Raw genomic sequence first — 22553 nt, forward strand, 5'->3', positions numbered from 1 at the left:
CGAAATCAGCGGTTGGAAAGCTCCTTCTTGAACGCGTAAAGCGCGTCGAGCGCCTCGCGCGGCGTCATGTCGTCCGGGTTGAGCGCCTTCAGGGATTCCTCGACCTTCGAAGGACCCGACGATGCCCTCGCCGCCTCCTCCCGCCGGACGGCGACCTGGAACAGCGGCAGGTCGTCGATCAGCTGGCTCGCCGGATTCTTGCGGTCGGCATCCTCGAGCTTGGCGAGCACATCCTTCGCGCGGGCGACGACCGAGGGCGGCAAGCCTGCAAGGCGGGCGACCTGGATGCCGTAGGAGCGGTCGGCTGCGCCCGGGCCCACCTCGTGCAGGAATATGACGTCGCCGTCCCACTCCTTGACACGCATGGTCGCGTTCGACAGCCGCACGAGCTTTTCGGAGAGCACGGTCAGCTCGTGGAAATGGGTCGCGAAGAGCCCGCGGCAGCGATTGACCTCGTGCAGATGCTCGACCGCCGCCCAGGCGATCGACAGACCGTCGAAGGTCGCGGTGCCGCGGCCGATCTCGTCGAGGATCACCAGCGAGCGGTCCGTCGCCTGGTTGAGGATCGCCGCCGTTTCGACCATCTCGACCATGAAGGTCGAGCGCCCCCGGGCGAGATCGTCCGAAGCGCCGACGCGCGAGAAGAGCCGGTCGACCACGCCGATATGCGCGGCGGCCGCGGGCACGAAGGATCCCGTCTGGGCCATGATCGCGATCAGCGCGTTCTGGCGCAGGAAAGTCGACTTGCCGCCCATGTTGGGACCGGTGAGGAGCCAGATCGCGCCGCCCTGCTCGCCGTTCGGCGGAGAAGATCGCAGCCGTTGGCGACGAAAGGATTGGCAGCCTGGCGCCGCAAGGCCTGCTCCACGACGGGGTGGCGTCCTCCCTCGATCGCGAACATTCGCGAGCGGTCGACCGTAGGGCGCGTATAATTCTGCTCCTCCGCAAGCACCGCGAGCCCGGCCGAGACGTCGATCGTCGCGAGCGCCAGCGCTGCCGCCTTGATCGCCTCGGCCTCGGCGACCACCTCGCGCGTCATGGCCTCGAAGGTCTCGACCTCGATCGCCAGCGCCCGGTCCGCGGCATTGGCGATCTTCGTTTCGAGCTCGGCAAGCTCGGTCGTTGTGAAGCGCATCGCATTCGCCATGGTCTGGCGATGAATGAAGCGGGCGCGGCCGGCATCGGTGTCGGTCATCGATCCGGCATTGCCGGCGGTCACCTCGATGAAGTACCCCAGCACGTTGTTGTGCTTGATCTTCAGCGACTTGATGCCGGTTTCTTCGCAATATTGCAGCTGCAGCCCTGCGACCACGCGGCGCGACTGATCGCGCAGCGCCCGCATCTCGTCGAGTTCGGCGCTCGCGCCCTCGCGGACGAAGCCGCCGTCGCGTTTCAGAAGCGGCAGTTCCTCGGCAAGGGTTGCGTCGAGGCGCGCGAGCAACTCCCGCGGCAAGGCCGCGATCGTGTTGCGCGCTTCGGTCAATTCCGCCGAGAGCTCGGCGCCCGTAAGGAGCGCCGATATCGCCGCCGCGGCCCGCATGCCCGCCTGGATGGCACCGAGATCGCGAGGGCCGCCGCGGCCGAGCGCGAGCCGCGACAGGGCCCGCGGCATGTCAGGCGCCCTGCGAAGAGCGTCGCGAACATCCGTCGTAAACCGCGGCTGATCGGCCAGCACCTCGATCGAATCGAGCCGCTGGTTGATCCGCTCCGGGTCGGTCAGCGGCGACATCAGCCTTTCGGCGAGCAGCCTGGCGCCTCCGCTCGTCATCGTACGGTCGAGCGACTTGAGCAGGCTGCCGTCCCGGGAGCCGGAAAGCGTCTTGGCGAGCTCCAGATTGGCGCGGGTCGCCGGATCGATGAAGAGTGTCGAGGCGGCGCTTTCCCTTTCCGGAATGCCGAGCGCCGGGCGCTCCTGGAGCTGGGTTTTCTCGACATAGGAGACCGCCGCCGAAGCGGCCGCGAGCTCGGCGCGCGAGAAGCTGCCGAAGCCGTCGAGCGTCCCAACGCCGTAGTAGCGCGAAATGCGCCCCTCCGCCGTCGCGCTGTCGAAGAGGACGGCCGGCTGCGGCACCGCGACGCGCCCGAGCACGTCGAAGACGGCCCTGAGATCGGGATCGTGAAAGACGGTGTCGGGCACGATCAGCTCGCGCGGTTCGATGCGCAATATGTCGGCAAGCAGGCGGCTTTCCGCCGTCTCGGCGAGGCGGAAGATGCCCGTCGAAATGTCGATCCAGGCAAGGGCGTAGGCCGGCTCCGAGCCGCTCCTGATGCGCGCCAGCGCCATCAGATAGTTCGATTCCGAAGGCGAGAGCAGCTTCTCCTCGGTGATCGTTCCCGGCGTCACCAGGCGCACGACATCGCGGCGCACGACCGATTTGCTGCCGCGCTTCTTCGCTTCGGCCGGGTCCTCCACCTGTTCGCAGACGGCGACACGGTAGCCGGATGCGATCAGCTTCTGCAGGTAATCGTCGGCCGCATGCACCGGCACGCCGCACATCGGAATTTCCTGCCCCATGTGCTGGCCGCGTTTCGTCAGCGTGATACCGAGCGCGCGCGACGCCTCGACCGCATCCTGGAAGAACAGCTCGTAGAAATCGCCCATGCGGTAGAACAGGAGCGAATCCGGATTGTTCGCCTTGATCTCGATGAACTGCTCCATCATCGGCGTGGCAGTGGAGCGGCTCTCCTCGCTTGCGAGATCGGACACGGAAAGGACGTCGCCCGAACGGTTCGATGCATCCATCAGGAAATTCATGATTGTTCCAAAAAAGAGATGTCACACTATCCGCAAGCATTTATAGACGACAACAACAAAGAGGCTGACCAGGAGGGTCGCCCACAGGAGGTTGAGGAAACATGCCGGGTATCGACAAGACCGACCGCGCAATGACCAGCGTCACGGCGCAGGAAGCGCTGGATTTTCACTCTCAAGGTCGCCCCGGAAAACTGGAAATCTCGCCGACCAAGCCGATGGCGACGCAGCGCGACCTTTCGCTTGCCTATTCGCCCGGTGTCGCCGTTCCGGTCAAGGCGATCGCCGACGATCCGGCGACGGCATACGACTACACGGCTCGCGGCAACATGGTTGCGGTGATTTCCAACGGCACGGCGATCCTCGGCCTCGGCAATCTCGGCGCACTCGCCTCGAAGCCCGTCATGGAGGGCAAGTCCGTCCTCTTCAAGCGCTTCGCCGACGTCGATTCGATCGACCTCGAGGTGGACACCGAAAACGTCGACGAATTCATCAACTGCGTCCGCTTTCTCGGTCCCTCCTTCGGCGGAATCAATCTCGAGGACATCAGAGCGCCGGACTGTTTCATCATCGAACAGCGGCTGCGCGAAGTCATGGACATTCCGGTCTTCCATGACGACCAGCACGGCACCGCGATCATCGCCGCGGCAGGCCTCGTCAACGCGCTGACCCTGACCGGCCGCGACTTCAAGACGGCCAAGCTCGTCTGCAACGGCGCAGGCGCGGCGGCGATCGCCTGCATCGAGCTCATCAAGGCGATGGGCTTCAACCCGTCGAACATCATCCTCTGCGATACCAAGGGGGTCATCTACAAGGGCCGTACCGACGGCATGAACCAGTGGAAGTCCGCCCATGCGGTCGAGACCGACCGCAGGACGCTCGCCGAGGCACTTGACGGCGCCGACGTATTCTTCGGCCTTTCGGCCAAGGGCGCGCTTTCCGCGGACATGGTCCGCTCCATGGGCCCACGGCCGATCATCTTCGCCATGGCCAATCCCGATCCGGAAATCACGCCTGAAGAAGTGGCCCTGATCCGCGACGACGCGATCGTCGCGACCGGCCGCTCGGATTATCCCAACCAGGTCAACAACGTTCTCGGCTTCCCCTATATCTTCCGCGGCGCGCTCGACGTGCGTGCCTCGACGATCAACGATGCGATGAAGATCGCCGCGGCGGAAGCGCTCGCCAATCTCGCCAAGGAAGACGTTCCGGACGACGTCGCCGCTGCCTATCAGGGCAACCGCCCGCGCTTCGGGCCGCAATATATCATTCCCGTCCCCTTCGATCCGCGCCTCATTTCGGCGATCCCGATGGCTGTTGCAAAGGCGGCCATGGAGACGGGCGTCGCCCGCAAGCCGATCGAGGACCTCAAGGCCTATGGACAGCAGCTTTCGGCGCGGCGCGACCCGATCGCCTCGACGCTGCAGCGCATCGTCGAGCGCGTTCGCCGCCAGCCGAAGCGGATCGTCTTTGCCGAAGGCGAGGAAGTGCAGATGATGCGCTCGGCGATCGCCTATGCCAACCAGCAGCTCGGCACGGCGCTCCTGCTCGGGCGCGAGGAAGTGATGCGCGAAACCGCCGAGCGCGAAGGCATCGACCTCGACCGCGCCGGCATTCAGATCGTCAATGCGCGCCTGTCGAAGCGCGTCGGCGCCTATACCGATTTCCTCTATTCGCGCCTGCAGCGGAAGGGCTATCTGTTCCGAGACGTGCAGCGTCTGATCAATACCGACCGCAACCATTTCGCCGCCTCGATGGTGGCGCTCGGCGATGCGGACGGCATGGTGACGGGCCTTACGCGCAACTATTCGACCGCGCTCGAAGACGTGCGCCGCTGCATCGACCCAAAGCCCGGCCACCGGGTGATCGGCGTGTCCATTGCGCTCTGCCGCGGCCGTACGGTGCTCGTCGCCGATACCGCGGTGCACGACATGCCGACGTCCGAGGAGCTGGCGGATATTGCCGAGGAAGCGGCCGGCCTCGCCAAGCGGCTGGGCTATGTCCCGCGGGTGGCGATGCTCGCCTATTCGACCTTCGGCCACCCTTCCGGCGAACGCTCGGAGCGGGTACGCGAGGCGGTAAAGATCCTCGACCGGCGCCGCGTGGATTTCGAATATGACGGCGAAATGGCCGCCGACGTGGCACTCAATGCGCGGGTGATGGAGCAGTATCCGTTCTGCAGGCTTTCCGGCACCGCGAACGTGCTCGTCATGCCGGCTTTCCACTCGGCCTCGATCTCGACGAAGATGCTCCAGGAGCTGGGCGGCTCGACCGTGATCGGCCCGCTGCTGGTCGGCCTCGACAAGTCGGTCCAGATCGCCTCCATGTCGGCAAAGGACTCCGACCTCGTCAACCTGGCCGCGATCGCTGCCTATAACGCCGGGACGTGACGCGGGTCGGCGGAAAGCCGGAAAGCTGCTGACACTTCGGCTGTTGCGCGTCGCCAGGCTATGGTTGGAGCAAGCCTCAAGATCGCGCGAGCGCTCAAAACAAGAGCCCGCTTCCCGGGAACGGAGGCGGGCTCAATGTATCATGGCTGACCAATTTCGTTCGTGATGAAAAGTCGAGATTTGCTCGCGGAGCTACCCTCGCAGGCAGAGCGGCGAATGTTCTCCTTTATGGTTCAATATGCTTCCGTCATGAAAATTCGAGGTGCGGCGAGAGACGATCAGGACACCGACGAGGAGAAACGCCCCGCATCGGCGCCGTAATAGTTCAGGTAACGGCCGGAAATATTGCTGATCGGCAGGACGATCAGAACGTCGGTGGTGCGGAACGCTTGATCGACCACCGCCCCCTCGCCGACCATCGCACCGAGCCGCATATAGCCCTTGATCAGCGGCGGAAGCGCCGCGAGCGCTTTCTTCGGGTTGATCGCCTCCGGAGGCATCAGATCCATCGTCCGGTAGAGCTCCGGCCGGGCGGAAACCGCCCACTCGTCCCGGACCCGGACGTTATGATGCAGAAAGGAGAGCGCGAGCGCGTGCTCTTCGGGAACCACGCCCGGAAACGAACCGCAGCCGAACATCGCATCGATCCCGTGCTTCAGCGCATAGGCCCAATTGCCCTGCCACAGCAGTTCGACCGTGCGCCTGGTGCGATATTCCGGCAGCACGCAGGAACGTCCGAGTTCCATGAAGCGCTTGTCGGGATGACGCGTGAGAAGTTCGCCTATCGCAAACTCCGAAGCCGAGTAGAAGCCGCCGGTCCGCTCGGCAACGTCCTGGCGCAGCAGGCGGTAGGTTCCGACGATCTGCTCCTCCGCATCGCCCTCGATGGATGTATCGAGGACCAGCAGGTGGTCGCAGATCGCATCCCAGCTGTCGATGTCGCGCTTGCGTCGGCCGGCCTCGGGCGCCACCTGCGCCTTCATCTCCTCGACGAACACCCTGTAGCGTACTGCCTGCGCCGCATCGACCTCGGCTGCCGAACGGGCAAGGCGGGTCTCGAGATTGGCGATCCGTCCGAGAACATCGCCAGCCGGAGCCGCAACTGCCTTGCGGATGTAAGCATTGGAGGTGTCAACCACGCCCATCGAATCCAGAAGTTCGATCGTCATATCGTGTCATCCCGAACCGTCATTGCTGCCGGGCTTAGACCACGTTTCTGCAACAACATAGTGACACCAGGGCAGTATACAACCCCGACCCGGCCCGGTGCCCCGAAGCGAGGGATTCTAATTCGTAACGGGATCCATGAGGCGGGTGACTTCGGCAAGGAGCCGCTGCGGGTCGGCGGGCTTCGCCAGCACGGCGTCCGCTCCCGCGGCTCGAAGGCGCTCGTCGAGATCGCCGCGCGCGTCCGCGGTCAGGACGAGGACCGGCACCCGCCGCCTGCCTCCGGCGGCCTCCGCTTCACGAAGACGCCGGAGCACGTCGAGACCATCTCCGCCCGGCATGTTGAGGTCGGTGACGATCAGCGGCGGCGGGGCTGAACCGGCCGAGCGGAGTGCGGCTTCGAGCGTCTTGAAGTCACCGACATGATCGACGGCACGCCCTGTACGGCTGAGAACCGACCGCAGGACGAGTGCATTCACAGGGTCGTCCTCGGCAAGCAGGATGGCGCGAATGTCCGCCGTCGCGACCGTCGACGCCGGCTCCTCCCGCAACACCGGTCTGTTGTCGTTGATCGCGTCGCGTTTCTCCATTCCTCTGAGCCGCCCGAGCAGCACCTCGACCAGCGATCTCTCTCGAAGCGGGCGGATCAGCCAGGCCTCATATCCGCCGAGCCGGCTCACCGGATGGCTTGCGCGCTCCTCGGGGCTGATGAGATAGGTTCTGCGCAAACGCAGGCCGGCGATCGCCGGCTCGCGAGCAAGAAGCTCGCGAAACTGCGCCGCATGACGGTGATCGACGATGACATCCGTCAGCGGCAGCCGATTGCCGAGCGCGCCGGCCACGACCCGTTCTGCGATTGCAAGTGTCGAAGCCCGATGGCACGTACCGCCCAGCGTCTGGATCGTGGCGGCAAGCGCGGCCGAGGAGGGCCCCTCGGGCGCCATGACAAGCACCTGTGCACCCGCCAGAATGCCGCGCCGAACGGGAACGGTCGAGAGACCGGCGCCAGCCATCGGGAAGCGGATCTCGAACCGGCTTCCCTCGCCGGACATGCTCGTGGCGGTCAGGCTGCCGCCGAAGGCCTCCATGATCCGCCGGGATATCGCGAGGCCGAGCCCGGTGCCTTTGGCACGCTGGGCGTCATCGCCTGCCTGCTCGAACTCTTCGAAAACGCGCGCGAGTTCGTCGGCGGACATGCCGGGGCCGCTATCATCGATCCGGATGCGCATGGAGCCGTTCTCGATATCGACGGAGACGAAGACGCCGCCCTTCTCGGTGAATTTCACCGCGTTGCCGACCACGTTGAACAGCACCTGGCGCAGGCGCGCCGCATCGAAGAGCATCCGCTCGGGTACCTCGATGGCGACCGTTGCGCCGATCTCGATGTTCTTCTCGTGCGCGCGGGGCGAAAGCATCTCGACCACATTCTCGACTGTCTGGCGCAGATCCTCCTGCGACGGGCGCAGCTGGAACCGTCCGGCGGCAAGCGACGAAAAATCGATCAGGTCCTCGACCAGTTGAACCAGGGTGTGGCCGGACTGCTGCATGCCGGCGAGATAGTTCTTCTGCTCTTCCGACAACCGCGTCTCGGCAAGCAGCCGGCTCATGCCGAGGATGCCGGAGAGCGGGGTACGGATTTCGTGACTGACGGTGGCGAGCAGACGGGACTTCGCCCGGCTCGCCTCCTCGGCGCGCCGCCGCGCCTCCTCCCTCCGGCTTGCCGCCAGCATTTCCTCGGTAACATCGCGAGCGATGCTGTGGCGCATCAACCGGCCGCGCGCCGGGTCGCGGACATGCACGTCGTGCCAGTCGTAGAGCCGCGTGCCCGCGGGCGTATAGATATGCACAAAGTAGCGGTCTGGGCCCGGCTTCGGCTCGAAGCGCAATCCCAGCTCCGCGCAGGTCAGCCCTCGCGCGTCCGCGCATCCGCAAAGCTCATGGAAGGCGCCATTGGCCTGCATGATCCTGCCATCAGGGTCGCGGACGATGGCGAGATCGCCCATGGCGTCATGGATCGTCGCAAGCGCCGTGGGTTCAATGCCATGCCGTGCGGGGTCCTGCGCAGTCTCGCCGGCACCGACGACCCATTTCCCAGACGCCTCGTCGCGGCCGGACAAAAGCAGGAAGGCGCCGGCCATGCCGCCAGCCGCGATGATCGCCGGCAGCAGGTGCAGACCCGCGCTCGCACCGACGGCAAGGAGCAGCATTGCCGCAACGATGCCGGCGAGAGCATAGGCGATGCGCGCGACCGGCAGCCCTACCGAAAGGTCGCCCAACGACCGGCGCTGCCAGATGACGGCGGCGCCGAGCTTCACCGTGGGTGCCGCTGAGGCCGTCCTGCCGGCTGCCGACCCCGTGTCCGCGCCAGCCCTCATCCGCTCTCGAAACATCCGCTCGCTCATGCCCGCGGACTAGCACGGCAAGCCTTCCGAATGCCTTCAGCCGACGCCTAAAGTTTCAGGGAACGCTCCTTTTTCGCCTGCAGCAGTTCATCGAGAATGATCGCGCCGGCGCCGACGGTGATGAAACTGTCCGCAAGGTTGAAGACGGCAAAGGACCAGGTGGCCGTGTAGAACAGGATATAGTCGATGACATAGCCGAAGAGCAGCCGGTCGACGAGATTGCCGAGCGCCCCGGCAATGATCATCGCGTAGCCCAGATGGGCAAAGAACCGGTCCTTCGGCGTGCGGCGCCACAGCCAGAGCACGAAGGTGACGACCGCCAGCCGGATGCCGACGATGAACCACCCCTCCATGCCGGAGAGCATCGAGAAGGCGACGCCGTAATTGTAGGTTCGGTAGAGGGCGAGCATCGGCACGACCGGCACGCCCTGTTGGAACGGCAGATACGCCTCCACCAGATATTTGACGAACTGGTCGGCGGCGAGCGCGACCAGAATGAAGAGCGCGATCGGGAGCGGCCGCGAGAAAAGTGTCTGCTCCTCCTTCATCGGCCGCCATCCAGAGACAGGAGGTGGCGCCGAGCCTCGAACAGCATGATGCCGGTCGCGATGGCGAGATTGAGCGAATCGGCACGCCCCGCCTGCGGAATGCGGGCGAGTGCGCCAGCCTCGCGCGCGAGTTCCACCGGCAGGCCCGCCTGTTCATTGCCCATCAGAAGCACGACCGGCTTCGATTTGTAGTCGATCGTGCGATAGTCGACGGAACCCGCCAGATGGGTCGCGACCACCTGAACGCCGGCCGCTCTCTGCCAGCGTATGAAATCCTCCGTATTCGCCCGCGCGATCGGCATGGCGAAAACCGAACCCATGGTTGCCCGCACGGTCTCGAGCGAAAAGGGATCCGTGGTTTCGCCGACCAGGATTATCCCGGAAGCCCCGGCCGCGTCGGCGGTGCGGATGATGGTGCCGAGATTGCCCGGGTCGCGCACGCGGTCGAGCGCCACATAGGTCTCCCCCTCCTGCGGACGAATATCCTTGAGCGGAGAGTAGCGCTGCTCGAAGATGCCGACGACCATCTGCGGATTGTCGCGTCGTGTGATGGTGGAGATCACCTTCTCGTTGACTTCGAGGACGAGCCCGCCTCTGGCGACCGTTTTCGCGGCCACCTGCTCGACCTGAGGCTTGCCCTTCGCCGCCTTGGCATAGACGAGCGTCTTGATCTTCCAGCCGAGATCGAGCGCGTCGATGACGAGCTTCAGCCCCTCGGCCATGAAGGAGCGCGTCTCGTCGCGATGCTTCTTCTGCGTCAGGGCCCGGATATCCTTGACGATCGGATTGGTGAGGCTGGTGACCTCCTTCACCTGCCCGACGCGTGCCGTGCCGTGGTCGCTTCTTTCGTTGATCATTTCGGCACCCAGCGGCTGAAGAGAGAGGTGGAGAGTGCGCGGCCCGGTGCAGTGCCGTCGAGGCCGCCCTCGCGGATGATGAGTTCGCCCGATTCCACCCGACCGCCACGCCCGCGCATGGTCTCGCGCATGAGCTCGTGGATCGAATAGAAGCTCGCCCGGATCGAATAGGCGGTGAGCACGAGGCCCCGGGCGTCCGGCGACAGGATCTCGCGGCAGATGTCCAGCATCGCGGCCAGGTGATCGAACAATTGCCATACTTCGCCGTTCGGACCGCGGCCGAACTTCGGCGGGTCGGTGAGGATGATGTCGTAACGGCTGCCGCGCCGCTCCTCGCGTTGGATGAACTTCATGGCGTCGTCGCAGATCCATCGGATCGGCAATGTCTCGGCGCGCGCCAGGACCTGGTTCTCGCGCGCCCAGCCGATCGCCTTTTTGGAGGCATCGACATGCGTGACCTCCGCGCCCGCCTTGGCGGCGATCAGCGAGGCGACGCCGGTATAGCCGAAAAGATTGAGAACCTTCAGAGGCCGGCCGGCTGCGGCTACCTGGTCGCGCATCCACGACCAGTGGGCGAGCTGTTCCGGAAAGACGCCGACATGGCGGAAGGAGGTGAACCGGCCGAGGAAATCCGTATCGAGGAGCTGCATCGGCCAGGTCTCGCCGAGCACCTCGCCCGGAAAACGCCAACGCCCCATGCCGTCCTCTTCGGTATCGCCGGTGAAGACGGCATCGGCCCGCTCCCATATCGATGCCGGCAGGGCCTTCGGCCAAAGCGCCTGTGCCTCGGGGCGGACGATACGATCGGGGCCGTATTGTTCGAGCTTCTCCCCATCACCGCTGTCGACCAGATGATAGCCCGCAGCAGCGGCGGTCTCGAGGATAAGCGGCACCCTCTCGGCCGGCTTCTCGCCGCTTCTCGGCTCGATGCGCCGCGTCGGAGCACTCTCCTGGACGGACGGCCGCTCGCGCTTGCGCGGCGCCGCTTCCGGCGGCGGCCCTCCTGCCGCTGTCTTGGGCCCGGTCTTCGTCCTGGACCCGCCTTTTGTCCGGGGCCCGGCGCCTTTTGCGGGCGGCAGCCTTTGCTCGTGGCGGCCGCCGCGCGCCTCGGCGCCCCGGCTTTTTGCCGCCGTCACCGATGCGTTCTTCGATCGCCGGTCTTTTTCCTTCACGCGCTGATCCTTGGACTTCGTTCAACCATTCGGCGCAGCCACTCTCGACCGGTTTTACGCGCCTTCGCCACGTCCGTAGCATGTTCAGCCTGCAAATAGCATCGCCGGTGCTCTTGGCAAAGCCGTTTCCGATTGCCAAGATCGCCAACAAGAGTGGACGGGAGGACCGGCATGAATATGAGCGGAGAGGAACGTATCGCGGCTGACCGAGACGCGGTTTGGCGTGGCCTGAACGATGCGGACATTCTGAAGCGATGCATTCCCGGCTGCCAGTCTCTTGAATTGAAATCGCCAACCGAGCTTGCGGCCGTGGTCAAGATCAAGATCGGCCCCGTTTCCGCATCCTTCAACGGCACGGTCGTTCTGTCGAACCTCAATCCCCCCGCGAGCTACACCATATCCGGCGAGGGCAAGGGCGGAATAGCAGGCTTCGCCAAGGGCGGCGCCGACGTCACGCTACTGGACGAGGGCGCGGAAACCGTGCTGCGCTACGACGTCACGGCGGAGATCGGCGGCAAGCTTGCCCAGCTTGGCTCGCGCCTCGTCGATTCGACGGCGCGCAAGCTCGCCCAGCAATTCTTCGCGGATTTCAACCTGGCGGTCAGCGGCAAGGCCGAGGCGGCGAGCTGAGGGCTCGCAACGCGCTCAGCACCGATCCTCAGCCTTGCGGCGCGGGCAGGCTCGCTTGCGTCGCCAGCTTCTCCGCCTGGCCGCGCTGCTTTTCGGCCTCGCGATGCCATTTCAGCGCCTCGTGGGCCTCGCTGCGCGCGCGACGCCGATATTTTCCCTGGGTGAACCAGGTCACGGCAGCGCCGAGCACGAGACCGACAATGACGGCGAGAAAGAGAAATACGAAAAACGGAGCCGAGATCGAAAGCACGCTGTCGGCGGGATTGAACGGATTCAGCGCAAGCGTTGCCGTCTGGCGGTTGGCCACGCTCAGGACGATCAGCAGCACTCCGAGCGGCACGAAGACGACGATATTGATGAGTTTCTTGAGCATGCACCCGCTCCGACCAGAATGTTAATGCATGTCGCCCGGAATTGTGGGGCGGCTTCGCGACAACGACATGCATACGAATAGTGACATAAAGCGGGCCGCCTTGTTTCGACACGCTTATGAGGCGGAGAGCCGCACGATGTGCGGAACTCGGCGCCCGCGCGAGAGGCGCCTATCCCTGTGCGCCTCGTTCGTCAGTCGTCTTCACCGTTATTGTTGTCGTTCATCCCCGGATTGAGCCGCTCACGCAGTTCCTTGCCGGTCTTGAAGAAGGGCACCCACTTTTCTTCGACGAAGACGGAATCGCCGGTGCGTGGGTTGCGGCCGGACCGCGATGGCCGGTTCTTGACCGAGAATGCGCCGAAACCGCGCAGCTCCACCCGGTTGCCGGCAGCAAGCGCGTCCGTGATCTCATCGAGTACCGCATTGACGATATTTTCGACATCGCGGTGGTAGAGATGCGGATTGCGCGCCGCCACAATCTGCACCAGCTCTGACTTGATCACGTTCGCCCCCCTTGGTTTTTTTGGCTTGTTTTGTCTGCGTTTGCGCATTCGGGAAGGCTCGCCTGGAGCTACGGCCTCGTGACGCGGCTAGCACACGTGCCTTCCTCAATGCCCTTCAACCTGCCAAACCGAAACAAGACCGTCAAGAAACAACTTGTCCAGGCCGGTCTTTTCGAGGCTCTTCATCGTCGGAAAAGCCTCATATCCCAACGCCTTGACCGCTTCGGCCAGGAGCGATCCGAGGCCGAAGGACAGCGCGCCGCTCGGCGCTTCCCAGTCGAGGACGGGAAGGTCCTTCGAGACCTTTCGTTCGGCCAGAAACGCCCTGATTTCATCATCGCCGCCGAGCTCGTCTACCAGTTTGCCTTCCAGCGCCTGCCGCCCGGTGAAGATCCGGCCATCGGCAAGGGCCAGCGCTTCCGGCCGCTGCAGTTTGCGCCGCTCGGCCACCAGATCGACGAACCATCCGTAGCTGTCGTCGATCATCGCCTGAATCATGGCTCTCGCCTCGTCGCTCGGAGGATGAAACGGCGACGGTTCGGCTTTGAGAGGCCTCGATTTTATCGATTCAAGCGACACGCCGAGTTTGTCCATGAGGGTCTTGACCTGCGGATACTGGAAAATGACGCCGATGGAGCCGGTGATCGAGGTCTCCCCGGCAACGATCCGGTCGCCTGCAAGGGCGATCAGATAGCCGGCCGACGCGGCAAGCGTGCGCACATCCGAGACCACCGGCTTCTTCTCGGCGACCTTGCGGATGGCCTTGTAGATGACCTCGCCGCCATAGGTGGTGCCGCCCGGCGACGAGATCGTCACGATCAGCGCCTTGACGGACTGGTTGTCGGCGATCCGCTCCAGCCGCTCGACCAGCTCCCGGTCGTCCTGGATAAGACCTGTAACGGCGACGCGCGCGACGTGATCGCGCGCACGCTCCGTCACGTCGCCCCAGCCTGAAAAGGCAAACAGCGCGAGGCCGCCGGCGACGAGAACGGCCACCGCCGCCCAACGCCAGAAGCTCAGCTTTCTGCGCAGGCTGCGGCGGTCGGCAATGGCGAGTTCGTCCATGGGTGTCTCCGATTTGTGGTAAGGGGTTCTGTCAGTTTCCCGCGGAACATGCTATCCGCCTGAGACGCGGCAAGCTAGGGCAGTCTGCAACGCGACGCACGGGAATACGCTCCGGGCCGACGCGGGTTGCTGCATGAAACCCCTTGGGGTTTGACGCGGCATGGAGTAGAGCATGCCCGGCGGATTGAAATAGTGCGGCCGGATTGTCTTACAATGCAAAGTTTGCACCGCTCCATTGCCGGGCGGCAGCAAGATAACCATATTCGCCGTGGCTTACGCCGATGTATGTATATGTGTCCCTCGGACTGCCCGAGGTCAGAGGAAACTGACAGGCCCTTGATGCTGAACGAAGCCCGATCCCCGCAATCTTCGCCGATGTGGGTACGAGCTCTGCCGATGCCTATGCTTCGGCGGCGCGGCATTCGGCGCGCGTAAGGCGCCTGAAAGTCCTGCTGCCGCTCATCGCCGGCGCGGTTGCGCTGATCTTCGTCGCCGTTTCCTTCGTGCGCGCTTTCCTGCCCGAAGAGCTGCAGCTCGAGACGGCCACGATCGAGAACGGCAAGATCGTCATGCAGAACCCGGCGATTTCCGGCCGCAACAAGCAGGATATCAGCTATTCGATGAAGGCTGAGCGGGCGCTTCAGGATATCGCCAACCCGAACCTGATCACACTCGAGACCATTCACGCCGAGATGCCGGTCAACGATACGCTGATCGCCACGGTCGATGCGACGAGCGGTATCTACGACCGCGGCGCGAATACGCTCGACATGAACGCCCCGTTCACGATTTCCATGAATAATGGCGTCAATGCCGATTTCCAGTCCGCCTATCTGGACATCAATGCCGGCGAAATGGAGACGAAACAACCGATTGCCATCAGCATGAAGGGCGGATCGATCATTGCGCAGAAGCTGCGAATGACAGATAAGGGACGTGTCGTAACATTCGAAGGCATGGTAAGGGTCAATATCGAACCCAGCGCCATTCGCAAAAACGCAAAATAACAGGACCCCAAGAACAGGATCCCCTGCAGCCATGTCGGTCAAACCTGCCGCTCTCATAAGGATTTCAGCCGCTCTGGCCGTGGCCGGGCTCGGCGCTTCGCTGATTGCTTCCGCCGCCCTCGCGCAGGCAACCTCCAGTCGCATGCAGGGCCTTCAGCTTTCAAACGACCAGCCGATCCAGATCGAGAGCGACAAGCTGGAGATCAAGGATCCGGAAAGCAAGGCGATCTTCACCGGTAATGTGAAGGTCGTCCAGGGCACGACGACGCTGCAGGCCGGCAACATGACCGTCTTCTACAAGGCGGGCGGCGGCTCGGTCACCAGCGGCAACGCCGATATCGATCGGATCGAGGTCAGCAACAAGGTGTTCCTCAGCTCCGGTGCGCAGCAGGCGACGGGCGAAAGCGGCATCGTCAACCTGACCAACCAGACGATCGTGCTCAAGGGCAAGAAGGTCGTGCTGTCGGAAGGCAAGAACGTCTTCGTGGGCTGCCAGTTGAACGTCCAGATGGACACCGGCGAAGCGCAGCTCGACGCCTGCGGCGGCCGCGTACAGATCCAGCTCGATCCGCAGTCCCGCAAGACGAACTGACATAGACCCGCTCGTGCAGATTCCTTTCCTCCAAAAACGCAAACGGGGCAAAAAGCCGTCGGCGGCAGCGACAGCTGCCCGCGCGGTCGACAAGGCGCGCTACGACGGCACGCTGATTGCCCGGGGCCTTACGAAATCATACCGCTCACGCCGCGTCGTCAACGGTGTCTCGCTCGTCGTGCGCCGTGGTGAGGCTGTCGGCCTGCTTGGTCCGAACGGCGCAGGCAAGACGACCTGCTTCTACATGATCACCGGCCTCGTGCCGGTGGACGAGGGCTCGATCGAGATCAACGGCAACGACGTCACGACCATGCCCATGTATCGCCGGGCGCGCCTGGGCGTCGGCTACCTGCCGCAGGAGGCCTCGATCTTTCGCGGGCTGACGGTCGAGGATAACATCCGCGCGGTGCTGGAGGTTCACGACGAGAACGTCGAACGCCGCGAGAGCAAGCTCAACGATCTGCTTGGTGAATTTTCGATCACGCACCTGCGCAAATCGCCGGCCATCGCGCTATCGGGCGGCGAACGCCGGCGCCTCGAAATCGCCCGTGCGCTTGCGACCGACCCGACCTTCATGCTGCTCGACGAACCCTTTGCAGGCGTCGACCCTATCTCCGTCGCCGATATCCAGGCGCTTGTGCGCCACCTCACGTCGCGCGGCATCGGCGTCCTCATCACCGACCACAATGTGCGCGAGACGCTCGGGCTGATCGATCGGGCCTATATCATCCATGCCGGCGAAGTGCTGACGCATGGCCGCGCCAACGACATCGTCACCAATCCGGACGTGCGCCGGCTTTATCTCGGCGACAATTTCAGCCTCTGACATCTGCCGGCAGCGTGCATTCCGGCAGAACGGACGACCGCCGGCTGAATCGGCACCTCCGCCGCCGTCCGTGCTTGACCAAATTCCAGTAATAAGCAATTTTTGGGCCAACTAAAAAATGGGCCCGTCCAAGCGGACACGGCTCGGAGAACTCGACGGGAGTTTCACGCCAGCATGGCCTTGTCCGCCAGCCTTCATCTGAGACAGTCGCAGTCGCTGGTCATGACGCCGCAGCTGATGCAGTCGATCCAGCTGCTTCAGATGAACCATCTGGAGCTCAGCCATTTCATCGCACAGGAAGTCGAGAAGAACCCGCTGCTGGAGGTCCAATCGGCCGATGAGGCAACGACATCGGATCGCGAGGATGCCAGTCCGCATCCGGCTGAGACCGGCGGCGAGACCGACGAAGCGGCAGGTCAGAGCGATCTTTACGACAGCGCCATGTCGAGATCCGGCGAGAGGCTCAGCGAAGGCTTCGACGCCGACTTCGCCAACGTCTTCCCCGACGATACGGCGCCGCAGCGGGCGGATGCGCCCGAGCTTCTCGGCCAATGGAAATCCATGCCGGGCGCCGGCGACGCCGAGGGCTATGATCTCGACGATTTCGTTGCCGGCCGCAAGACGTTGAGGGAGGCGCTCGCCGAGCAGCTGCCCTTCGCACTCAGCACTGCCTCCGATCGGCTGATCGCCCTGCATTTCATCGACCAGCTCGACGATGCCGGCTACCTGCACGCCGACCTCGCCGAGACGGCCGAGAAGCTGGGCGCGGCCGGCGAGGACGTGGCGCGCGTGCTGCAGGTGCTTCAGCAGTTCGATCCGCCGGGGGTCTTTGCGCGCACGCTTGGCGAATGTCTTGCCATTCAGCTGCGCGCCCGCAATCGCCTCGACCCGGCGATCGAAGCGCTCGTGGCCAATCTCGAGCTCCTGGCACGGCGCGATTTCGCAAGTCTCAAGAAGATCTGCGGCGTCGACGAGGAAGACCTGGTCGATATGCTCGCCGAGATCCGCAAGCTCGATCCGAAACCGGGCACCAGCTTCGAAACCGGTGTGTTCGAGGCTATCGTTCCCGACGTCGTCGTGCGTGCCGCACCCGATGGCGGCTGGCTGGTCGAGCTCAATCCGGATGCCCTGCCCCGGGTTCTCGTCAACCACGACTATTTCACCGAAATATCACGGTCCAGCCGGAAGAACAGCGGCGAACAGGCCTTTCTCAACGAGTGCCTGCAAAATGCCAACTGGCTGACGCGCAGCCTCGATCAGCGCGCCAGGACGATCATGAAGGTGGCAAGCGAAATCGTCCGGCAGCAGGACGCCTTTCTCGTCCACGGCGTCGGCCACCTGCGCCCGCTGAACCTCAGGATCGTCGCGGATGCGATCAAGATGCACGAGTCGACGGTGAGCCGGGTCACCTCCAACAAATACGTGCTGACCCCGCGCGGGCTCTTCGAACTGAAGTATTTCTTCACCGTTTCGATCGGCTCGGCGGAAAACGGCGATGCACATTCCGCCGAGTCCGTGCGCCATCGCATCCGCACGATGATCAATCAGGAAAGCGCCGATGCCGTGCTCTCGGACGACGATATCGTCGACGTCCTCAAGAAAGCCGGCGTCGATATCGCCAGACGCACCGTCGCAAAATATCGCGAGACGATGAGCATCCCTTCCTCCGTCCAGCGCCGCCGCGAGAAACGCGCGCTGGCCAAAACCACAGCATTCTGAGCATTTCCGGGCGGCCGCAAGCGCGTAAGCCGGGTTGCGCTTTGGGCTCTCGCCTGCGGAACCGCCGGGGCTCGATGAACGTTTAATCCCACGACGCGCAATTGACTCTCCGCGGTACAGCGGATATGAGGCCGCCGCGCTTGCATAGAGGCAGCGCGCGCTCACGATTTCGGTTGTTCGGGACTCCCGTCGCTGAAGTGCTTGGATGACGGGGGCGCTTGGAATAGACTGGGCACGCAATTCACGAACAAGAGAGGAAACTCCATGAGTGTGCGTGTATCCGGTAAACATATGGAAATCGGCGATTCGTTTCGCGTCCGCATCGGCGAGCAGATCGAGCAGGCCGTAACCAAATATTTCGACGGAGGATATTCGAGCCAGGTCACTGTGGAAAAGTCAGGGTCGCGATTCAGCGCCGACTGCAAGCTTCATCTCGATACGGGCGTGGTATTGCAGGCAAACGGCCAGGCGAACGAGCCACAGTCAGCCTTCGACGCGGCTTCGGAGCGCATCGAGAAGCGGCTCCGGCGCTACAAGCGCAAGCTCAAGGACCATCACAACGGCAACGGGCAGAATGCCACCGAGGTGGCCTATCGAGTGATGGACTCGGTGCCCTTCGAGGACGAGGAAGTTCCCGACGATTATGCGCCGACGATCGTTGCCGAAACGACGAAACAGTTGAGAACAATGTCCGTCGCCAATGCCGTTATGGCATTGGACATGACGGATGAACCGGTGCTGATGTTCCGCAGCCCCGGCAAGGATGACCTGAACATCGTCTATCGACGCAACGATGGGAATATTGGCTGGATCGACGCCGCCAATATCAAGGCATGAGTGGGGATGGGGGAAGCCAGCCGGACTGGCGTCCCCCGTCTTTCCGATCAGCGGGACGGCGGAAAAGCTCGACTTTTCTGTGCATTCGACCCGCCAAGACAAAGATGGGTAGAGCCATCACGGCGCATTTGTGATGAGATTGCCAGGCTCTAACCGGCGAACGAGGATAAAAGAATGGCATTGGCAGGCTTGCTGCATCAAAATGCGATCATCCCGGCCATGAGGGCCAACTCGAAGAAGCAACTCCTTCAGGAATTGGCGGCAAAAGCATCGAAGCTCACCGGTCTTCCGGAGCGGGAGATTTTCGACGTCATCCTGCAGCGAGAAAGACTCGGCTCGACCGGGGTAGGCAATGGCATCGCCATCCCGCACGGCAAGCTTAGCAATCTGCCGTCGATCGTCGGTATCTTTGCGCGGCTCGATACGCCGGTGGATTTCGAGGCATTGGACGACCAGCCGGTCGACCTCGTCTTTCTGCTGCTTGCACCGGAAGGTGCCGGCGCCGACCACCTCAAGGCGCTCTCGCGCATCGCCCGCGTGCTGCGCGACCACGACATGGTGTCGCGTATCCGAGCGAGCGACTCGGCAAGCGCGATCTACACGCTGCTTAGCGACGACACGACATCGCACGCTGCCTGAGTATCTTCTGCCTGCTGTCCTGCCGGAGCGGTTGGAAGAGCATGCGATATTTCGAACAATGACGAAGGGCCGCGCACCTTGCAGAGTGCGCGGCCCTTCGCAAATCGAATTCATGCGCCGTCAGGCAGCAGGCGTCTCGCTTTCAGAGGACGCGGCTTTCGGGCCGCCCTTGGCAACACCGACCATTGCCGGGCGCAGAACGCGCTCGCCGATCGTGTATCCCGCCTGGACCACCTGGACGACCGTGTTGTTCGGGACCTCGGTGTTCGGGACCTCGAACATGGCCTGGTGGAAATTGGGATCGAACTTCTGGCCGGTGGGGTCCAGCTGCTTCACGCCGTGACGCTCGAGCGCCGCGAGCATCGACCGTTCGGTCATCTCCACGCCCTCGATGAGTGCTTTAAGGCCGGCATCGCCCGCCTCTCTGGCGTCGGCCGGAATCGCATCCAGCGCGCGGCGCAGGTTGTCGGAGACCGCCAGCATGTCGCGCGCGAAGCCCGCGACGGAATAGGACTTCGCGTCCTTCACGTCACGTTCGGTGCGCCGGCGCAGATTGTCCATCTCCGCAGCGAGGCGAAGATATTTGTCGCGCAGTTCCGCACTCTCGGCCCTGGCAAGCTCGAGCGGATCCGGCGCGGTCGTGGAAGCATCCGCCTCCGGCTTCTCCGCGGCTTGCGGCTCAGCGGCTGTTTCGAATTCTTCAGGCGCCGCGGCCTCGGGTCCGTTCTTGTTCGTTTCGTCGGTCATGACGTTCTCCGAATTTCTGTCTTTTGCTCTGTTCGGCATCATCAAACCAGCGGAAGTCGCTTTGCTTGAACGTTCTGTTGCCTGGATTTGAAGCCCGATATCGATGTTTGGGCCCGAAAAATCAAGGGTCGATTGCTTCATCGACCAAAAGGATTCGCTCAGCGCGACAGCCGCGACATGAGCTGTGCGGTGTAATCGACCATGGGAACGATGCGGGAATAGTTGAGCCGGGTCGGCCCGATGACACCGACCGCGCCGACGATGCGGTCGTCGCTGTCGCGGTAGGGAGCGACGATCAGCGAGGATCCGGAGAGTGAAAACAGCTTGTTTTCGGAACCGATGAAGATGCGCACGCCCGGGCCGCTCTCGGCGAGGTTGAGGATCTCGATCAGGCTGTCCTTCTTTTCGAGGTCATCGAAGAGCATGCGCAGCCGCTCAATGTCGTCCGTCCCTTCCAATCCTTCGAGCAGATTGGCGCGGCCCCTGACGATCAGCCGCGCCGGCTGGCCGTCGCCCTCGCTTCCGGACCAGATCGCCAGCCCGCGCTCGACCAGGTCCTGCGAGAGCGCGTCGAGTTCGCCGCGCACCGTCTCCTTGACCTTTTCCAGTTGCGTACGCAATTCGGGGATCGTCTGACCGGCAAGGTGAGCGTTGACGAAGTTCGCCGCTTCGGTGAGCTGGGCGCTGGTGATCCCGGCCGGCAGCTCGATGATGCGATTCTCCACCTGATCGTGCTCGCCGACGAGCACCGCCAGCGCCTTGGTCGGCGCCAGCCGGATAAACTCGACATGCTTGAGAACGGGATCGCTCTTGGTGGTGATGACGAGACCTGCGCCGCGCGACATGCCGGACAGCATCTGGCTCGCCTCGGTAAGAAGGTTTTCGACCGACCGGTCCCGATTTCCCGGGTGAACCTGCCTTTCGATCGAGGCGCGTTCCTCCGGCGAGAGATTGCCCACCTGCATGAAGGCGTCCACGAAGAAGCGCAGGCCCAGCTGCGTCGGAAGCCGGCCGGCGCTGACATGGGGGAATAGATCAGGCCCAGATCCTCGAGATCGCTCATCACGTTGCGAACCGAGGCCGGCGACAGCGACACCGGCAACAGCCGAGAGAGATTGCGCGAGCCCAGCGGCTCCCCGCTTTCCAGATAGCTCTCGACAATGCGGCGGAAGATCTCGCCGGAGCGCTCGTCCAGCGCCGATGCGATCCCCTTCGTTCCAGGGTTGCGCAGTACCATGTCAATCCGTGATCAGTATTCCGTGTTCGCAAAGAATATAGTGATCCGCACGGGGAATGGCAAAAGGGAAAAATCACTGCGAAGCTTCGACATCAAGCGGTTCCCTTTGCCCACGCCATGATCTAGAAGGCTCACGAAAGCGCCGCGTGTCTTCAGACGCGCAAAGGCCGCTGGAGCACTTTGAATTCTGCATGATCTTGTCCTTGAACCGAACAGGACTCGAAGCAACATGCAGTCGGGATCGACAGGAGTTGACGATGCGGCCATCCGGTAGAAAAATCGACCAAATGCGCAAGGTCTCGTTCGAGCGCAATTTCTCCAAGCATGCGGAAGGATCCTGCCTGGTACGCTTCGGCGACACGCATGTTCTGTGCACCGCCAGCCTCGAGGAAAAAGTTCCGGCGTGGCTGCGCAACGGCGGCAAGGGCTGGATCACCGCGGAATACGGCATGCTGCCGCGCGCGACCGGCGAGCGCATGAGGCGCGAGGCGGCGACCGGCAAGCAGAGCGGCCGCACGCAGGAGATCCAGCGGCTGATCGGGCGGTCGCTCAGAGCCGTGGTAGATCTTCCGGCGCTCGGCGAACGTCAGATCTCGATCGACTGCGACGTGCTTCAGGCCGACGGCGGCACGCGCACAGCGTCGATCACCGGCGCCTGGATCGCCCTCCACGACTGTTTGAAGTGGATGGAAGCGCGCAACATGGTCAAGCTGGAGAAGGTCCTGAAAGATCATGTGGCCGCCATTTCCTGCGGCATCTTCGCCAACCAGCCGGTCATCGACCTCGATTATCTGGAAGACTCGGCGGCGGAGACGGATGCCAATTTCGTGATGACGGGCAGCGGCGGCCTGGTCGAGATCCAGGGAACGGCGGAAGGCAAGCCCTTCAGCGAAGAAGAATTCGCAAGCCTGATGCTGCTCGCCAAGAACGGCATTGCCGAACTCGTCGAAATGCAGAAGCAGGCGATAGCAGGCTAGACTGCTCTCTGCTGCACGGCAGCAGAGAGATGATCTGACGCTCCGACAATTTACACTTCCGGACGGAACATCGTCATGGCTCTTCCGGAAGTGCTCTGGATCACTTGAGAGGA

The 22553-nt window shown here is 63.4% G+C and carries 17 protein-coding genes and 3 pseudogenes; 9 read left to right on the top strand and 11 right to left on the bottom strand.

Annotation, left to right across the window (positions count from 1 at the left end; genetic code table 11):
* Nucleotides 1-5: 5 nt before the first annotated feature.
* A pseudogene (mutS, locus tag N0Q91_RS15960) lies at nucleotides 6-2743 on the bottom strand (DNA mismatch repair protein MutS).
* Between the two features lie 113 nt (nucleotides 2744-2856).
* Here mutS and N0Q91_RS15965 point away from each other — a divergent pair.
* Nucleotides 2857-5142, top strand: coding sequence for an NADP-dependent malic enzyme (locus tag N0Q91_RS15965; protein WP_018093999.1), 2286 nt, complete (start codon nucleotides 2857-2859; stop codon nucleotides 5140-5142).
* A 278-nt stretch (nucleotides 5143-5420) separates the two neighbouring features.
* Here the strand turns inward: N0Q91_RS15965 and olsB are convergent, their stop codons facing one another.
* The 5 genes from olsB to N0Q91_RS15990 all read right to left on the bottom strand — a co-directional run bounded on the left by olsB (nucleotide 5421) and on the right by N0Q91_RS15990 (nucleotide 11288).
* The gene (gene olsB, locus N0Q91_RS15970) at nucleotides 5421-6311 is read right to left on the bottom strand and encodes a l-ornithine N(alpha)-acyltransferase (protein ID WP_275596895.1); all 891 of its coding nucleotides are present in this window, start codon (nucleotides 6309-6311) and stop codon (nucleotides 5421-5423) included.
* Between the two features lie 117 nt (nucleotides 6312-6428).
* Nucleotides 6429-8711: a hybrid sensor histidine kinase/response regulator gene (locus N0Q91_RS15975; RefSeq protein WP_275596896.1), complete on the bottom strand. Its 2283-nt coding sequence runs from the start codon at nucleotides 8709-8711 to the stop codon at nucleotides 6429-6431.
* A gap of 47 nt (nucleotides 8712-8758) precedes the next feature.
* Nucleotides 8759-9259 carry a signal peptidase II gene (gene lspA / locus N0Q91_RS15980; RefSeq protein WP_100669767.1) on the bottom strand — a complete coding sequence of 167 codons (501 nt, stop codon included), beginning with the start codon at nucleotides 9257-9259 and terminating at the stop codon, nucleotides 8759-8761.
* Nucleotides 9256-10116, bottom strand: a complete 861-nt coding sequence (locus N0Q91_RS15985; protein WP_275596897.1) for a TrmH family RNA methyltransferase — start codon at nucleotides 10114-10116, stop codon at nucleotides 9256-9258. The genes lspA and N0Q91_RS15985 overlap by 4 nt, the downstream gene beginning before the upstream one ends.
* On the bottom strand, nucleotides 10113-11288 hold the full coding sequence (locus N0Q91_RS15990) for a class I SAM-dependent methyltransferase (protein ID WP_275596898.1): 1176 nt from the start codon (nucleotides 11286-11288) through the stop codon (nucleotides 10113-10115). Before N0Q91_RS15990 ends, N0Q91_RS15985 begins: the two co-directional genes overlap by 4 nt.
* Nucleotides 11289-11459: 171 nt before the next feature.
* On the opposite strand from N0Q91_RS15990, the gene N0Q91_RS15995 reads away from it, so the two are divergent.
* Nucleotides 11460-11918, top strand: coding sequence for an SRPBCC family protein (locus N0Q91_RS15995; protein ID WP_018093993.1), 459 nt, complete (start codon nucleotides 11460-11462; stop codon nucleotides 11916-11918).
* A 28-nt stretch (nucleotides 11919-11946) separates the two neighbouring features.
* Here N0Q91_RS15995 and N0Q91_RS16000 read toward each other — a convergent pair whose 3' ends face one another.
* From N0Q91_RS16000 to sppA, 3 genes are all read right to left on the bottom strand, one after another.
* On the bottom strand, nucleotides 11947-12291 hold the full coding sequence (locus N0Q91_RS16000) for a hypothetical protein (protein ID WP_018093992.1): 345 nt from the start codon (nucleotides 12289-12291) through the stop codon (nucleotides 11947-11949).
* A 191-nt stretch (nucleotides 12292-12482) separates the two neighbouring features.
* Entirely contained in the window at nucleotides 12483-12794 is a 312-nt protein-coding gene (locus N0Q91_RS16005; RefSeq protein WP_003527713.1) for an integration host factor subunit beta, read from the bottom strand.
* Between the two features lie 105 nt (nucleotides 12795-12899).
* The gene (sppA, locus tag N0Q91_RS16010; protein WP_275596899.1) at nucleotides 12900-13859 is read right to left on the bottom strand and encodes a signal peptide peptidase SppA; all 960 of its coding nucleotides are present in this window, start codon (nucleotides 13857-13859) and stop codon (nucleotides 12900-12902) included.
* Between the two features lie 339 nt (nucleotides 13860-14198).
* Here sppA and lptC point away from each other — a divergent pair.
* The 6 genes and pseudogenes from lptC (at nucleotide 14199) to ptsN (ending at nucleotide 19479) form a co-directional block, all read left to right on the top strand.
* A pseudogene (gene lptC, locus N0Q91_RS16015) lies at nucleotides 14199-14866 on the top strand (LPS export ABC transporter periplasmic protein LptC).
* 31 nt (nucleotides 14867-14897) lie between these two features.
* The gene (locus tag N0Q91_RS16020; RefSeq protein WP_018093989.1) at nucleotides 14898-15458 is read left to right on the top strand and encodes an LptA/OstA family protein; all 561 of its coding nucleotides are present in this window, start codon (nucleotides 14898-14900) and stop codon (nucleotides 15456-15458) included.
* 19 nt (nucleotides 15459-15477) lie between these two features.
* Complete coding sequence (gene lptB / locus N0Q91_RS16025) at nucleotides 15478-16284, top strand: LPS export ABC transporter ATP-binding protein (RefSeq protein WP_375341883.1); 807 nt, start codon at nucleotides 15478-15480, stop codon at nucleotides 16282-16284.
* A 174-nt stretch (nucleotides 16285-16458) separates the two neighbouring features.
* Entirely contained in the window at nucleotides 16459-18003 is a 1545-nt protein-coding gene (rpoN, locus tag N0Q91_RS16030) for an RNA polymerase factor sigma-54 (protein ID WP_275596901.1), read from the top strand.
* Nucleotides 18004-18267: 264 nt separating this feature from the next.
* Nucleotides 18268-18840, top strand: coding sequence for a ribosome hibernation-promoting factor, HPF/YfiA family (hpf, locus tag N0Q91_RS16035; RefSeq protein ID WP_100669775.1), 573 nt, complete (start codon nucleotides 18268-18270; stop codon nucleotides 18838-18840).
* Between the two features lie 174 nt (nucleotides 18841-19014).
* Nucleotides 19015-19479, top strand: a complete 465-nt coding sequence (gene ptsN, locus N0Q91_RS16040; RefSeq protein ID WP_018093985.1) for a PTS IIA-like nitrogen regulatory protein PtsN — start codon at nucleotides 19015-19017, stop codon at nucleotides 19477-19479.
* A 120-nt stretch (nucleotides 19480-19599) separates the two neighbouring features.
* Here the strand turns inward: ptsN and grpE are convergent, their stop codons facing one another.
* Nucleotides 19600-20226: a nucleotide exchange factor GrpE gene (grpE, locus tag N0Q91_RS16045; protein ID WP_026168514.1), complete on the bottom strand. Its 627-nt coding sequence runs from the start codon at nucleotides 20224-20226 to the stop codon at nucleotides 19600-19602.
* Nucleotides 20227-20384: 158 nt separating this feature from the next.
* Nucleotides 20385-21463 (bottom strand): annotated as a pseudogene (gene hrcA, locus N0Q91_RS16050) (heat-inducible transcriptional repressor HrcA).
* A gap of 257 nt (nucleotides 21464-21720) precedes the next feature.
* On the opposite strand from hrcA, the gene rph reads away from it, so the two are divergent.
* Nucleotides 21721-22440 carry a ribonuclease PH gene (rph, locus tag N0Q91_RS16055; RefSeq protein ID WP_018093983.1) on the top strand — a complete coding sequence of 240 codons (720 nt, stop codon included), beginning with the start codon at nucleotides 21721-21723 and terminating at the stop codon, nucleotides 22438-22440.
* The last annotated feature ends 113 nt before the right edge of the window (nucleotides 22441-22553 follow it).

The organism is Sinorhizobium prairiense (assembly GCF_029201645.2).
Taxonomy (GTDB): Bacteria; Pseudomonadota; Alphaproteobacteria; order Rhizobiales; family Rhizobiaceae; genus Sinorhizobium; species Sinorhizobium meliloti_A.

Coding starts and splice junctions, on each gene's coding strand:
- N0Q91_RS15985 (WP_275596897.1), bottom strand. CDS start 10,116: ATGATCAACGAAAGAAGCGACCACGGCACGGCACGCGTCGGGCAGGTG.
- N0Q91_RS16020 (WP_018093989.1), top strand. CDS start 14,898: ATGTCGGTCAAACCTGCCGCTCTCATAAGGATTTCAGCCGCTCTGGCC.
- rph (WP_018093983.1), top strand. CDS start 21,721: ATGCGGCCATCCGGTAGAAAAATCGACCAAATGCGCAAGGTCTCGTTC.
- ptsN (WP_018093985.1), top strand. CDS start 19,015: ATGGCATTGGCAGGCTTGCTGCATCAAAATGCGATCATCCCGGCCATG.
- rpoN (WP_275596901.1), top strand. CDS start 16,459: ATGGCCTTGTCCGCCAGCCTTCATCTGAGACAGTCGCAGTCGCTGGTC.
- N0Q91_RS15975 (WP_275596896.1), bottom strand. CDS start 8,711: ATGAGCGAGCGGATGTTTCGAGAGCGGATGAGGGCTGGCGCGGACACG.
- olsB (WP_275596895.1), bottom strand. CDS start 6,311: ATGACGATCGAACTTCTGGATTCGATGGGCGTGGTTGACACCTCCAAT.
- hpf (WP_100669775.1), top strand. CDS start 18,268: ATGAGTGTGCGTGTATCCGGTAAACATATGGAAATCGGCGATTCGTTT.
- N0Q91_RS15995 (WP_018093993.1), top strand. CDS start 11,460: ATGAATATGAGCGGAGAGGAACGTATCGCGGCTGACCGAGACGCGGTT.
- N0Q91_RS16000 (WP_018093992.1), bottom strand. CDS start 12,291: ATGCTCAAGAAACTCATCAATATCGTCGTCTTCGTGCCGCTCGGAGTG.
- sppA (WP_275596899.1), bottom strand. CDS start 13,859: ATGGACGAACTCGCCATTGCCGACCGCCGCAGCCTGCGCAGAAAGCTG.
- N0Q91_RS15965 (WP_018093999.1), top strand. CDS start 2,857: ATGCCGGGTATCGACAAGACCGACCGCGCAATGACCAGCGTCACGGCG.
- grpE (WP_026168514.1), bottom strand. CDS start 20,226: ATGACCGACGAAACGAACAAGAACGGACCCGAGGCCGCGGCGCCTGAA.
- lspA (WP_100669767.1), bottom strand. CDS start 9,259: ATGAAGGAGGAGCAGACACTTTTCTCGCGGCCGCTCCCGATCGCGCTC.